The following is a 14,058-nucleotide window of genomic DNA, read 5'->3' on the forward strand; positions in this document are numbered from 1 at the left end:
ACCGTTAACACAAAGATAGCACAGATTGGTCCGGTGGCCCTAGAACCGGACTTTCGATATTCGCTTTCAGGAGAGTACAAAATGGCTTCCGCACCCTGGAATGATCTGCTCGGTTTCGATTCCCAACTGGACGAAACCGAGCGTCAGGTTCGAGACAGCATCCGCAGCTTCTGTGATGAGCAATTGATGCCTGGCATCACCGAGGCCAACCGCCATGAAACGTTCGATCGCAACATCTTTAACCAGATGGGTGAACTCGGCATGCTGGGCGCTACCCTGCCTGAAGAATACGGCGGCCCGGGTCTGAACCATGTCTGTTATGGCCTGATTGCCCGGGAAGTAGAGCGGGTGGACTCGGCCTACCGCTCGGCCCTCAGCGTTCAATCGTCCCTGGTGATGTACCCGATCTATTCCTACGGCAAGGAAGCGATGAAAAAGCGCATCCTGCCCAAGCTGGCCTCGGGCGAATACGTCGGCTGCTTCGGCCTGACCGAACCCAACCACGGGTCCGATCCGGGCGGCATGGAAACCCGGGCCAAGAAAGTGGACGGCGGCTACCTGCTGAGCGGTTCAAAAACCTGGATCACCAACTCTCCGATTGCCGACGTCTTCGTGGTCTGGGCCAAACTGGACGGAAAGGTGAACGGCTTTGTGATTGAGCGCGAGGGCGCCAAAGGTCTGGACACGCCAAAGATCCAGGGCAAATTCTCCCTGCGCGCATCGGAAACCGGCTCAATCTTTATGGACGAGGTGTTCGTTCCGGACGAAAACCATCTTGAGGTGGAAGGGCTGAAAGGTCCGTTCAGCTGCCTCAACAAGGCCCGCTTCGGCATCAGTTGGGGGTCTCTGGGCGCCGCTGAATTCTGCTGGCACGCGGCCCGCAACTACACCCTGGAGCGCAAGCAGTTTGGCAAGCCCCTGGCCGCCAACCAGCTGATCCAGAAAAAGCTGGTGGATATGCAGACCGAGATCACCATCGGCCTTCAGTCGGTTCTGCAACTGGGCCGCATGATGGATGCCGGCACGGCAACGCCGGATGCCATTTCGCTGCTCAAGCGCAACAACTGCGGCAAAGCCCTGGACATCGCCCGGGTTGCCCGGGACATGCACGGCGGCAACGGCATTTCCGACGAGTATCACGTGATCCGCCACGTGATGAACCTCGAAGCTGTGAATACCTATGAAGGTACGCACGATGTCCACGCCCTGATTCTGGGGCGGGGCCAGACCGGTATTCCGGCTTTCAGCTAATCTCGCCTGGTTAATCCCCCAAACGCAAAGGGCCCCTCACAATGAGGGGCCCTTTGCTTCAAGGTCTGGCGAACTTACTCAATCTCGACCAGTACCTCTCCGGGCACTACTCGATCACCCTTGGCGATAAAGACGCCGGCAACCTTCCCGGCGGTAGTCGCCTTGACTTCAGTCTCCATTTTCATGGCTTCAATAATCAGCACCGGATCGCCGGCCTGAACCTCGTCGCCTTCCTTAACCAGCACATCAACGATGTTGCCTGGCATGCTGGTGGTCACATGACCCTCCTTGGTGGCGGTTGCACGGCCACCGCTGGAACGGGCACCCTCGCCATCTTCACCCAGCGAAGCCAGATGGATTTCTTCAGGCACGCCATCGACGGTCATGTAGAAACGACGCTCGTTCTCACCGGAGGGATTCGCGCCGGTAACGTGAATATCGTAGCTCTCACCGTGAACAGTGATCTTGAACTTGCTGGAGACAGCGCCGCCGGATGAACCGGTGGGAATCGGCTCCAGGGGCTCCGGCTGCAGCGTGCCGTCACGCCGCTGCTCAAGATACGCTTTGGCCTGATCCGGGAACATGGCGTAGGTAAGCACATCCTCTTCGCTGGTGGCCAGATCGCCCACCTGTTTGCGCAGCTCGTCGAGTTCACGGGGGATCAGGTTAGCCGGACGCTCTTCAATCAGGTCCTCCTTGCCGACGGCGCGCTGCTGAAGCGATTTATCAACCGAAGCCGGCGCCTTGCCGTACCAGCCCTGGAGGTATTTCTTCACTTCGTTGGTGATGGACTCGTAACGCTTGCCTGCCAGTACGTTGATCACCGCCTGGGTACCAACGATCTGGGAGGTGGGTGTTACCAGCGGCGGGTAACCGAGATCCTTGCGAACCCGCGGAATTTCCTCGAAGACGTCCTGGATGCGATCGAGGGCACCCTGTTCCTTCAGCTGGTTGGCCAGGTTGGACATCATGCCACCCGGCACCTGGGACAACAGCACAGAGGTATCAACGCCGTTATAGGCGCTCTCGAACTGGTGATACTTCTTGCGCACTTCCCGGAAGTGGCGCGTCGCCTTGTCCAGGAGCTCCAGGTTCAGCCCGGTTTCCAGACCGGCATCGTGTAGCGCTGCCACCAGTGACTCCGTGGGCGGATGGCTGGTACCGCCGGCAAAAGCCGACAGCGCGGTATCAATATGGTCAACGCCTGCTTCCATGGCCGCCCACTGGCACATCGGCGCCATGCCCGAGGTGGCGTGGGAATGCAGGAAAACGGGCAGATTAAGTGTCTGCTTCAGTTTACCGACCAGCTCAGCGGTTACCGCCGGCGTCAGCAACCCTGCCATATCCTTGATCGCGATACTGTCCGCGCCCATGTCGGCCATGGCCTTGGCCTGCTCCAGATAGGCATCGGTGCCATGCACCGGGCTCACGGTGTAGCAGATGGTGCCCTGTGCATGCTTCCCGGCCTTCTTGACCGCCTTGATGCTGGTCTCGAGATTGCGGACATCGTTCAGGGCATCAAAAATGCGGAACACATCCATGCCATTCTCGGCAGCCTTGGCCACGAATGCCTCAACCACGTCATCACCATAATGACGATAGCCCAGCAGGTTCTGGCCACGCAGCAACATCTGCAGGCGGGTGTTCGGCAGGGCCTTTCTCAGGGTCCGCAGACGTTCCCAGGGATCTTCCTTCAGGAAACGCACACAGGCGTCAAACGTAGCACCCCCCCAGCACTCCAGGGACCAGTAGCCGGCCTGGTCCAGCCACTCGCAGGCTGGAAGCATGTCTTCTGTGCGCATCCGGGTGGCGATCAAAGACTGATGGGCGTCCCTGAGGATAACGTCGGTTATATGAATCTTGCGCTTGGTCATTGGGATCTCTCCGATGTTCTTTTACAGGCCCGCCTGCGCCGCAATGGCAGCGGCAATGGCTGTGGCGATGGATTCCGGGCGGGTTTTGCTGCTGTACTCAAGCAATTGGGGATTGCGTTCCACGAAGCCGGTATTGAAGTCAGCGGCCTGAAAATCCGGGTGCTCGAGAATCTGCTTGTAATAGGGGATGGTGGTCTGAACGCCGTAAATGCCCATATCCCCGAGAGCACGCCGGGAGCGGGCAATCAGCTCCTCCCAGTCCATGGCCCAGACAATCAGCTTGGCGCACATGGAGTCGTAGTACGGGGGAATTTCGTAACCGGTATACATATTGGCATCGGTGCGCACGCCCGGACCGCCGGCAGAATAGTAGCGGCTGATGCGGCCGAAACTTGGCAGAAAGCCGTTCTTCGGATCTTCGGCGTTGATACGGAACTGGGCAGCAAAGCCCCGGTAGGAAATAACTTCCTGCTTGAGGCCCAGCGGTTCGCCGGCAGCGATCCGTATCTGCGCCTTGATGATATCCACCCCGGTGATCTCCTCGGTGATGGTGTGTTCCACCTGAACCCGGGTGTTCATTTCCATGAAGTAAAAGCTGCCATCGTGGTCCAGCAGGAACTCGACGGTACCGGCATTTACATAACCACACTGCCTGGCCACCCGCTTGGCCAGATCGCCGATATATTCGCGCTGCCTTTCCTCCAGCTGCGGCGATGGCGCCAGCTCAATCAGCTTCTGGTTTCGGCGCTGGATAGAGCAATCCCGCTCATACAGATGGACAACGTTGCCGTGGGTATCGGCAAGAATCTGGACCTCGATGTGACGGGGCTCGATGATGCATTTCTCCAGGAACACCTCGGCACTGCCAAAGGCTTTGGTGGCCTCGGAAATCACCCGTTCATAGTTCTGTCTCAGCTCCTTTTCGTTATCGCACCGGCGTATACCACGCCCGCCACCACCAGAAGTGGCCTTCAGCATCACCGGGTAGCCTATATCAGCGGCCTGAGCGACGGCATCCTCAACATCTTCCAGGTTGCCTTCCGAGCCGGGGGTTACCGGAACGCCGGCCGCAACGGCGGTTTGGCGGGCCTGGGTCTTGTCGCCCATAGATGCAATAGCATCCGCTGATGGTCCCACAAAGGTAATGCCGCGCTGCTCACAAATGGCAGCCAGTTCGGCGTTCTCCGACAGAAAACCATAGCCCGGATGCAGCGCATCGCAGCCGGTTTCTACCGCCATGTTCACAATGTGATGGGGGTTCAGGTATCCCGACAGGGGGTCCTTGCTGATCTGATAGGCTTCATCGGCTTTCTTGACGTGCAGGGAATACTCGTCAGCCTCCGAATAAATGGCGACTGAGCGAACACCCAGTTCACTGCAGGCCCGGGCAATCCTGACCGCAATCTCTCCGCGATTGGCGATCAGCAGCTTCCGTATAGCCATGGAAAATCCTCCAGGTGATGGAAGTCGTTTGATTCAAAAGGTTAGTACGAAGGGCTGGCGCGCCCTTCGGCTTTGGCGATTTCAGGCGGAAGGTGGCGCCTGCGGCAACACCGGGAAGCTCGCGCAATGCACCGGGCCCCGGAAGCCCTGAATCTCAGAAAGGGTAGCCTTCGGAGGCAGCTTGAAATGCCGTGAGTGGTCACCGTGGGAAAGCCCTCCCTCCTGACCACCGTCGCTCGTAGCATCCGGCAATAGCAGACAAGAAGCCGAATCACACAACAGTGGGGATGACGCAGTGTCTGCGGCATAGGTAGGCAGTGAACCAAGGGCCAATGCCAAAAAAATAAAAAGACTCAGCACTTGGTTCCGGCAATCTTTTCGGGCGTCCTGCATGGGCGTCCTTTGATGTGACGAAAGTCGTAGAGAGTGTCACGTGAATACCGCATCGGTTCAATACGGTTTTTTGGGCAGGAAACATCGTCTTTTTCGATCAATAAAGTCCAATCCTCACCCGTACTAATTTCGCATAGCGGTACACGCTTTTGCATTTTTATTGACATATACCGCTCTTATCTTCGATTATGGAAATATTCTGCTATGCGGTATATGTTTTCGCTTTCCAGCAAGAGAGGTTGTTCATGAACTTGAATTACACCACTGAGGAGCTCGCCTTCCGTGATGAAGTCCGCGCGTTCCTGGATGAGAAATTGCCGGCGGATATCGCCGCCAAGGTTAAGGGGTTCCGCCGGCTGTCCAAGGAAGACCACCAGCGCTGGCAGAAAATCCTTAGTGAACAGGGCTGGTACGCCACCCACTGGCCGGAAGAATATGGCGGTGTGAACTGGACCCCGGTTCAGAAACATATCTGGGATGAAGAGTCCTCCCGCTATGGGGCGCCCCGCTCCGTACCTTTCGGCGTCAACATGGTGGCGCCGGTGATTATCAAGTTTGGCACCGAAGAGCAGAAACAGAGATACCTGCCAAGAATCCTCAGTGGCGAAGATTGGTGGTGCCAGGGTTATTCCGAGCCCGGCGCCGGTTCCGACCTGGCGTCACTCAAGACCCGCGCCGTTCGCGACGGCGACCATTACATCGTTAATGGCCAGAAAACCTGGACCACCCTGGGCCAGCACGCCAACATGATTTTCTGTCTGGTGCGCACCAATACAGAGGTCAAGGCCCAGGAGGGCATCTCCTTCCTGCTCATCGACATGGACACCCCGGGCATTACCGTACGCCCGATCATCACCCTGGATGGCGAGCACGAGGTAAACGAAGTGTTCTTCGAGGATGTAAAAGTCCCCGTTGAGAACCTGGTGGGCGAGGAAGACAAGGGCTGGACCTACGCCAAGTACCTGCTGACCTACGAACGCACCGGTCTGGCAGGCATTGGCATCTCCAAGGCCGCCCTGCAGCACCTGAAGGAGCTGGCGACCCGCCGGATCAAGAATGGTCGCCCGCTGATCGAGGATGCCTCCTTCAGCCAGCGCATCGCCCGGGTTGAAATCGATCTGATGGCGGCTGGAATCAGTAACCTGCGCATTATCGCGTCCGTGGAAGGTGGCGGCATGCCGGGGGCGGAAAGCTCCATGCTGAAAGTCCGCGGCACCGAAATTCGCCAGACCATCAACGACCTGGCTCGCCGTGCCCTTGGCCCCTATGCCATTCCGTTTGTGGAAGAGGAAATGGATCTGGATTACGACGGCGACTTCCTTTCTGACGAGAACGCTGCACCGGTGACTCCCCAGTACTTCAATAACCGCAAGTTGTCGATTTTCGGCGGATCCAACGAGATCCAGAAAAACATCGTGTCGAAAATGATTCTCGGGCTTTAAGGAGGCGACCATGGATTTCCGACTGAACGAAGAGCAGCAGATGCTGCAGGACACCGTGGCCCGCCTGGTTCGCGGTGAATACAGTTTCGAAAAACGCCTGGAATACAGCGAATCGGAGCTGGGTTTCAGTGCCGACTTCTGGAAACAGCTGGGTGAGCTGGGCCTCACCGCCGTGCCCTTCCCGGAAGAACTGGGGGGCTTTGGCGGCAGCGGCGTTGAAGTGCAAAGCGTGATGACCGAACTGGGTCGAGGCCTGTGTATTGAGCCCTACCTGCAATCCGTGGTTCTGGGCGGCGGGCTGATCAGTCAGGCCGGCAGCAGCGAGCTGCAGGAACAGTGGATTGGCGGTATCGCCAGCGGCGAGGTACGGGCGGCTGTTGGGCTTCAGGAGCCCCAGAGCTTCTACAACCTGAACGATGTAGAGACCCGGGCCGAGAAAACCGGTGACGGCTATACCCTGAACGGCCGCAAGGCGGTCGTGATTGGCGGCCATTGCGCCGATGTCCTGGTGGTGTCTGCCCGCACCTCTGGCGACAGCCGCGATGCCGATGGCATCAGCCTGTTCCTGGTCAGCCCGGACGCCGAAGGCCTGGAGCGCCGGACCTACCCGACTATCGACGGTTCCAAAGGCTGCGACCTGTTTCTGAACAACGTCAAACTGGGCCTCGACGCCCTGCTCGGCGAGGAAGGCAAGGCTGCAGAAATCATTGAATACCAGACCGGACGCGCCATCTCCGCACTGTGCGGTGAGGCGGTAGGCGCCATGGAAGTGGCCTGTGACCTGACTCTGGAATACCTGAAGCAGCGCAAGCAGTTCGGCGTGCCTATCGGCAAATTCCAGGTGCTCCAGCACCGGATGGTGGACATGATGTCTGAGCTCGAACAGGCCCGCTCCATGGCGATCCTGGCGGCGAGCGTTGCTGACGAACCCCAGAGCGACGAGCGGCGCCGGATCCTGGCAGCCGCCAAGAATGTCATCGGCCGCAGTGGCCAGTTCATTTCCGAGCAGGGCATCCAGTCCCACGGTGGCATCGGCATGACCCGGGAATACAACTTTGCCCACTACGCCAAGCGCCTGGTGATGATCAATCATCAGCTCGGCGATGATGACTTCCATCTGGAGCAATATGCAGAGTTGTTGCAGTGAAAGCGGGTCCGGCCGCTATACAAGAATCCAGAGGCCCAAAATAACAACAATCGGATGCTCGAATGGGCCCCTGAATAGAAAGCAGAATGGAATCTTCTCACCGAAATCCCTGCCTGACCCATCGTCGGGCAGGGCTTCTATTTCGCCCGCCCCATACCTGAAACCGATAGCGACGAGGAAAACAGGTTACAACCTGGGGCGATAGGAATAGGATAATAAATGACCACTCATTGAGTCCGAGCAGGCTAGAATTAATGCCTTGAAAGCTTATTTTGGAGCTATTTAATGTGCATTTAGAAACTTTGTCTGTTGGGAATTTTGTCTGTAATATCATCGTCTTGGAAACCGAGGCACACGATGAGTTTAGGTCAGGCAATCAGGCGTTTAAGAAAAGAGCGGGGAATGACGCTTGCTGATCTGGCAGAGCGTTGCGACTCTCATGTCGGCAACCTTTCCCGCATCGAACGAGACCAGGCAAGACCAAGCCTCGAGTTGCTCTATCGCCTTGCACAAGCGTTAAGCCTCTCACTCACCGACATTTTCTCAGTCGCCGAGAAGAAACAACTGGATTCTGAGCAGGTCGCTTTGAACGCAACCTTCATTTCGCTGCTGGAGCAGGATAGGCAGCTGCTGCTGGAGTTTGCGCAACTACTTCAACGCCGGGCTTCTCATCCCATGGGGTCGGTGTATGTTAACCGGGACCCTTTGCCGGCCGATAACAACGGCTCCGATGCAACTGAAAGTGATGAGAAACAACCCTCAAGCTGACTGGGATACGACCAGAACGGTCAGCTCTTGCCCTTCCACTCTTCCTCCTGCAATGCCCGCCACATCAGTTTGCCCGTGGGCGACTTCGGCAATTGATCCACGAACTCAACAATGGTCGGCACCTTATAGGTAGCCATCTGTTCCTTGCACCAGGCGACGATGTCTTCGGCCGTGGTCTGGCCCTCGGCCTCCGGTGTCAAAACAATGCAGGCCTTGACCGTCTCACCGCGCTTGGGGTCCGGCGCCGAAATAATACAGACCTCGTGTATCGCCGGATGTCGGTACATCAGCCCCTCGACTTCTGATGGCCAGACCTTGTAGCCGGAGGCGTTGATCATGCGCTTGACCCGGTCGACCATGAAGAAATAGCCGTCCTCGTCGTAATAGCCCAGATCCCCGGTCCGGAAGAATCGTTTGCCGTCGATTTCTACAAACGCCGCCTCGGTTTCTGACGGCCGATTCCAGTACCCCTGGGTAACCTGGGGCCCACAGGAAACAATCTCCCCGGTCTCCCCCGGGCCTTTCTCCTCCAGCGTATCGACATCAATGATCCGGCTGTCGACATCGAATACCGGAATGCCCAGACACTGGGACCTGGGATGGGCGTTGGGGTTGATGTGAGTGGCCGCCATGGTTTCCGAAAGGCCGTAGCCCTCGATGTAGTCCAGCCCGGTCATCCGCTTGAGCTTTTCAGCCACGGCAGAGGGCATGGTCGCACCGCCGCCGCCAATCATATTGAGGCTGCTCAGGTCGTACTTGCCGATATCCGGGTTGGACAGAAAATCCACCGCCATGGTGACGATGTTGGTCCAACCAGTGACTTTGTAGCGCTCAATCAGTCTTGAGGCGGTGGTCCGGTCCCAGCGAGTCATGATCACCGAGGCCGCGCCTGCCGCGATGGGGCCATTCATGGAACCTGTCATGCCGGTTACGTGGAAGAACGGCAGGGTGGCGAGCTGCACGCTGTCCGGCGTGGTCAGGTTCCAGAATATCCGGTGAATGGCCGTGGCCATTACCGACCGATGGGTGTGCATGCAGCCCTTCGGTGCACCGGTGGTGCCGGAACTGTAGGGAATCACCGCCAGATCATCCGGGGTGGCCGTGTGAGGTGCCGGAGTATGTCCGGCTGCCATGGCTGCCTCCCAGCTAACCACCCCCGGCATTTCCTGTGACCAGGCCGGTGCCGCCACTTCAGCAGGAAGGTCCAGATCCGTCTCGGGATCGATGTAGGTGCTGTAGGAGGCCACCACCACCTGTTCAAGATTGCTGTCGCCAATCATCGGTGCAATAAAACCCGCCAGTTCCTGGCCGGCCAGGCAAACCGAAGCACCGGTATCGGCAATGAAATGCTCCAGCTCCGCAGACCGGTTCATCGGATTGACCGGAATCACCACCGCATCGGCCCGCAGGATGGCGTAATAGGAAATCACATACTGGGGTGAGTTCTGCATATACAGCAGCACCCGATCGCCCTTCTTAACGCCCTGCGCCTGCAGGTAGCCGGCCATCGTTTCAACCTCTTCGTTGAGGCGCCGATAGGAAATGGGCGCGTCGTAGAAGATAACGGCGGTGTGGTCCGGGTAGCGCCGCGCCGAAATCTCCAGGTTGGTGTAAACGCTGGTTTTCGGGAGGGTCATGGTTTTCGGCAGTTCTTTAGGCCAGACCTTGTAATGACGATCAAACATCTTGTTATTCTCCACGGTAAATCTGATATCTCAGGACTTCGCGCCTTCGCAGGCAATCTTCCAGCCGGTGTCGGCCAGCAGGCTCGCCCGCTTGCCAACCTCAAGGGCGTTGGCATTGGCGGCATTGCCATCCAGGGCCCGCTTGTAGACCCCCTGCAAAATGGCCGCGAGCCGGAACAACGAGAACGCCAGGAACACATGCCAGTCCTCGATGCCTTCCCGGCCCGTCTTCTCGCAGTAGCGGCGGATAATGGTCTGCTCGTCCGGAAGACCCAGCGCCTCAAGGTTTTCACCCTGTAATCCGCGCATGCCCTCCATATCGGCAGGCAGGTAGAAAGGCAGGCAAAAATAGGCCAGGTCCGCCAGTGGATGACCCAGAGTGGAAAGCTCCCAGTCCAGAATGGCGATCACCTCGGGACGATCCGGCGCAAGCATCAGGTTGCCGAAGCGGTAGTCGCCGTGGGCAATGGCGGTTTCATCCTTCCCTGGCAGATGTTCCGGCAACCAGGCCATCAGTTTGTCCATGGCTGGCAGGTCATCGGTTTTTGAGGCCAGGTACTGTTTGCTCCAACGGGAGACCTGGCGGGCCACGTAGCCTTCCGGACGTCCGTAATCTCCCAGGCCGACAGCATTAACATCGACCGAATGCAGCGCTGCGAGGGTATCGATGGCCGAATGATACGCGGGCAGCCGGTCGTCACGGCTCAGGTCCCGAAGCGCCGAGTGAGTGATGATTCGCCCGTCCATAAAATCCATCACGTAGAACGCCGTACCAATCATGTCGTCTTCCTCACACAGTGCCCGGACGTTCGGCACCGGCACCCGGGTGTGTTCCTTCAGAGCTCGCATGACTTTGTATTCCCGCTCGACCATGTGAGCTGACGGCAAGGTTTTCCCCGGCGGCTTTTTGCGCAGCACGTATTGACCGCTGTCGGCAGTCAATAAAAAGGTCGGGTTGGACTGTCCACCCTGGAACTGTTTGACGTTCAGCGTTGTACCGAAACCCGGTATAGCTTCCCGAAGCCAGTTCAAGAGGCCGGCTTCATCAAATTTGTGGGCTGGCAGAACATCCACCAATTCTGGGGTCGTACTCATTTTTGTTTTAAGCCTTCAGTCATCTCTAAAATTCGCTGGCCGACGGGTGGGGGTGCCTTTGTGCAGGGAACAAAGGTGTCTGAGCGCAGCGAGTTCTTTTTCCCGGAACAAAGGCACCCCCACCTGTCGTGCCTCCCCATTGCATATGTCAAACCTCAGCAAATAGTCTCCCCGCCGTCAGCGACGATAACCTGTCCGGTGATGTAGGCACTGGCTTTGGTAGACAGAAACACGGCCAGACCAGCGATATCCACCGGATCACCGATTCTGCGCAGTGGAGTTTTGTCCTCCGCCTGCTTGGCACGAACCGGATCGTCCCAGAGTGCTTTCGCAAAGTCGGTTTTGATCAAGCCAGGGGCGATGCTATTAATCCGGATACCTTTAGGGCCCCACTCAACGGCCAGGTTTCTGGCCAGGGCGGCTTCGGCGGCCTTGGATACACCGTAGGTGCCGATCACGGTGTTGCCCCGAAGGCCGGCGATGCTGGAGAGCAGGACCACAGCGCCTTCGCCTTTCTCGGCCATCTGCGGCAGCACCATGTTGGTGAGCCAGAAGGTGCCCTTGACGTTGGTGTCCATGATCTTGTCCCAGGCGTCGTCGGTCATCTCGGCCGTGGGTCCGTAGACCGGGTTGGTGGCGGCGTTGCAAACGAGTACGTCGATGCTGCCCCAGGCTTCGTTGGTTTTATCCACCAGATTCTGCAGGTCTGCTTTCTTGCCAACGTGACAGGGAACGGCCATGGCCTCGAAGCCCTGCGCTTTTAATTCCGCAGCCACCTGCTCACAGGCCTCGGCCTTGCGGCTGGAGATCACCACCTTTGCACCACACCTGGCCATTTCTTCGGCAATAGAGCGGCCGATGCCTTTGGTGGAGCCGGTAATCACTGCAACCTTGCCAGTCATATCAAACAGTGGATTGTTCATCGTCAGGTCCTCGCGCACTGTTTCAGAGGTTCTCGATTCAGCGATACTGCCGAAGCTCCATCTTGGCAATGGAATCCATGTGCACTTCATCCGGCCCGTCTGCCAGGCGAAGTGTCCGCACCTTGGCCCAGGCCTCGGCCAGGAAAGTGTCCTGGGAAACGCCTGCACCGCCGTGCACCTGAATGGCCCGGTCAATTACCTTCAGGGCCATACTCGGCGCAATCACCTTGATCATGGCAATCTCCTGGCGGGCTACCTTGTTGCCGACGGTGTCCATCATGTGCGCGGCTTTGAGAGTCATCAGGCGGGCCTGCTCAATCTCCATACGGCTGCGGGCGATGTCCTTGCGGATGGAGTCGAACTCCGACAGCTTCCGGCCAAAGGCCTCCCGGGCGTTGGCGCGCTTGCACATGAGTTCCAGTGCCCGTTCCGCCACGCCGATGGTGCGCATGCAGTGGTGGATTCGACCTGGGCCAAGGCGGCCCTGGGCAATCTCGAAACCACGGCCCTCGCCCAGCAGCATATTGCTGGCAGGCACCCGTACATTGTCGTAATGGATTTCGGCATGGCCGTGGGGGGCGTGGTCATAGCCAAACACGTGCAGCGGGCGGATCATCTTCACGCCGGGAGCGTCCAGGGGCACCAGGATCATGGACTGCTGTTTGTGTTTCTCGGCGTCTGGATCGGTCTTGCCCATGACAATGGCGATTTTTGAATTCCGGGTCATGGCGCCGGAGGACCACCACTTGCGACCGTTAACCACATACTCATCGCCCTCGCGGCGGATCTCGCAGGCGATGTTGGTGGCGTCGGAAGAGGCCACGTCCGGCTCGGTCATGGAGAAGCAGGAGCGTATCTCACCATCCAGGAGCGGCTTCAGCCATTGTTCCTGCTGCTGCTCATTGCCATAGCGGGCAATGGTTTCCATGTTGCCGGTATCCGGTGCCGAGCAGTTGAACACCTCGGGGGCCATGGCAGAGCGGCCCATTATTTCGCAGAGATGGGCGTACTCGAAGTTGCTGAGGCCTGCGCCGAATTCGCTATCAGGCAGAAACAGGTTCCACAGGCCGGCAGCTCTGGCCTTCTGCTTCAGTTCTTCAATAATGGGCACCGGCGCCCAACGGTCCTCGGCGTCTTCGATCTGTCGATGATGAGTCTCTTCGTTCGGATAAATATGGGCAGCCATGAAATCGTTTAACTCAGACTGCAGCTGTTTCGCCCGGTCAGACAGCTCGAACATTGCCGTTTCCTCTTGTTGTTTTGTTTCGTGACCGCCATCAGACCGGCAATCACCTGTTCAGATCAGGCCATTCAGATCGGCACGCCCTCCGGCTTTTCGCTGCCGGAGCGAATACGGAACGTGGCCTCAGCAATGGCCAGAAGATTGCCCTGATCGTCATGTACTTCGCCCGTGCTGTTGAATATCCGGCTTCCCCCGGCGCGTTTGCGTCCGGTTACCCGGATCACACCTTCGGAACACTGGCCGGTAAACGTGGTGGTGAGAGACAGGGTAATGGCCTTGCGCATCCGGCCCGGATACGGGCAGTAAGTGCCCGCTTGCGCCATGGCAATGTCCAGCAGGGACGTCAGTACGCCGCCATGGATAACGCCGCCCAGATTCAGATGCCCGGGCCGAAGCTCAAGCTCGATGACCGCTTCGTTTTCTTCCCAGGAGCCCTGGCGGTAGCCAAGCAGGCTGTGGAAGCCAGGCAGATCCTGGCCATGGGTAATGTGGCGGTTTTCCTCACTCATCAGACATTGTTTCCAGGTGGGCCGGGGGCCTCGTGTTGTCTTTGTGGTCCTGTTGTTTTTGTAATTTGTCACGCCTTACGGTTTTGAGTCAATATATTTGAAAGATCGTTTCATCTAGTAAAACATGATTCATCAAGAACGCCGAAAAATGAAAAAGACAACGAGTAGCGGGCCTAAGCTTTTATTTTTCATCGCCGCTGGACGCCTTCAACGAGCAGGCTTCAGACGCTGATACCGCACTTCCAGGGGTCGGTGGAAACCAGTCTGATGAACTACCCTTACAGG

The 14,058-nt window shown here is 57.9% G+C and carries 11 protein-coding genes; 4 read left to right on the plus strand and 7 right to left on the minus strand.

Going from position 1 to position 14,058, the window contains the following annotated elements:
* Positions 1-81: 81 nt before the first annotated feature.
* On the plus strand, positions 82-1,251 hold the full coding sequence (locus A8B84_RS11140) for an acyl-CoA dehydrogenase (protein ID WP_064229256.1): 1,170 nt from the start codon (positions 82-84) through the stop codon (positions 1,249-1,251).
* Positions 1,252-1,325: 74 nt separating this feature from the next.
* Here A8B84_RS11140 and oadA read toward each other — a convergent pair whose 3' ends face one another.
* Entirely contained in the window at positions 1,326-3,125 is a 1,800-nt protein-coding gene (gene oadA / locus A8B84_RS11145; protein ID WP_064229257.1) for a sodium-extruding oxaloacetate decarboxylase subunit alpha, read from the minus strand.
* Positions 3,126-3,146: 21 nt separating this feature from the next.
* Positions 3,147-4,568: an acetyl-CoA carboxylase biotin carboxylase subunit gene (locus A8B84_RS11150; protein WP_064229258.1), complete on the minus strand. Its 1,422-nt coding sequence runs from the start codon at positions 4,566-4,568 to the stop codon at positions 3,147-3,149.
* 638 nt (positions 4,569-5,206) lie between these two features.
* Between A8B84_RS11150 and A8B84_RS11155 the strand changes: the two genes are divergently transcribed.
* The 3 genes from A8B84_RS11155 to A8B84_RS11165 all read left to right on the plus strand — a co-directional run bounded on the left by A8B84_RS11155 (position 5,207) and on the right by A8B84_RS11165 (position 8,318).
* A complete protein-coding gene (locus A8B84_RS11155) occupies positions 5,207-6,403 on the plus strand; it encodes an acyl-CoA dehydrogenase family protein (RefSeq protein WP_064229259.1) in 1,197 nt (398 codons plus the stop codon).
* 10 nt (positions 6,404-6,413) lie between these two features.
* Positions 6,414-7,550 (plus strand): acyl-CoA dehydrogenase family protein, encoded by a 1,137-nt coding sequence (locus A8B84_RS11160; protein WP_064229260.1) that lies wholly within the window; start codon positions 6,414-6,416, stop codon positions 7,548-7,550.
* Positions 7,551-7,907: 357 nt separating this feature from the next.
* A complete protein-coding gene (locus A8B84_RS11165; protein WP_082905145.1) occupies positions 7,908-8,318 on the plus strand; it encodes a helix-turn-helix domain-containing protein in 411 nt (136 codons plus the stop codon).
* A 20-nt stretch (positions 8,319-8,338) separates the two neighbouring features.
* Here A8B84_RS11165 and A8B84_RS11170 read toward each other — a convergent pair whose 3' ends face one another.
* The 5 genes from A8B84_RS11170 to A8B84_RS11190 all read right to left on the minus strand — a co-directional run bounded on the left by A8B84_RS11170 (position 8,339) and on the right by A8B84_RS11190 (position 13,773).
* Entirely contained in the window at positions 8,339-10,003 is a 1,665-nt protein-coding gene (locus A8B84_RS11170) for a long-chain fatty acid--CoA ligase (RefSeq protein ID WP_064229262.1), read from the minus strand.
* Positions 10,004-10,033: 30 nt separating this feature from the next.
* The gene (locus tag A8B84_RS11175) at positions 10,034-11,098 is read right to left on the minus strand and encodes a phosphotransferase (RefSeq protein WP_064229263.1); all 1,065 of its coding nucleotides are present in this window, start codon (positions 11,096-11,098) and stop codon (positions 10,034-10,036) included.
* 155 nt (positions 11,099-11,253) lie between these two features.
* Positions 11,254-12,021: an SDR family NAD(P)-dependent oxidoreductase gene (locus tag A8B84_RS11180; RefSeq protein WP_064229264.1), complete on the minus strand. Its 768-nt coding sequence runs from the start codon at positions 12,019-12,021 to the stop codon at positions 11,254-11,256.
* Between the two features lie 37 nt (positions 12,022-12,058).
* Complete coding sequence (locus tag A8B84_RS11185) at positions 12,059-13,261, minus strand: acyl-CoA dehydrogenase family protein (RefSeq protein WP_064229265.1); 1,203 nt, start codon at positions 13,259-13,261, stop codon at positions 12,059-12,061.
* A gap of 71 nt (positions 13,262-13,332) precedes the next feature.
* On the minus strand, positions 13,333-13,773 hold the full coding sequence (locus A8B84_RS11190; protein ID WP_064229266.1) for a PaaI family thioesterase: 441 nt from the start codon (positions 13,771-13,773) through the stop codon (positions 13,333-13,335).
* Positions 13,774-14,058 lie beyond the last annotated feature (285 nt).

The organism is Marinobacter sp. EhC06 (genome assembly GCF_001650915.1).
Lineage (GTDB): Bacteria > Pseudomonadota > Gammaproteobacteria > Pseudomonadales > Oleiphilaceae > Marinobacter.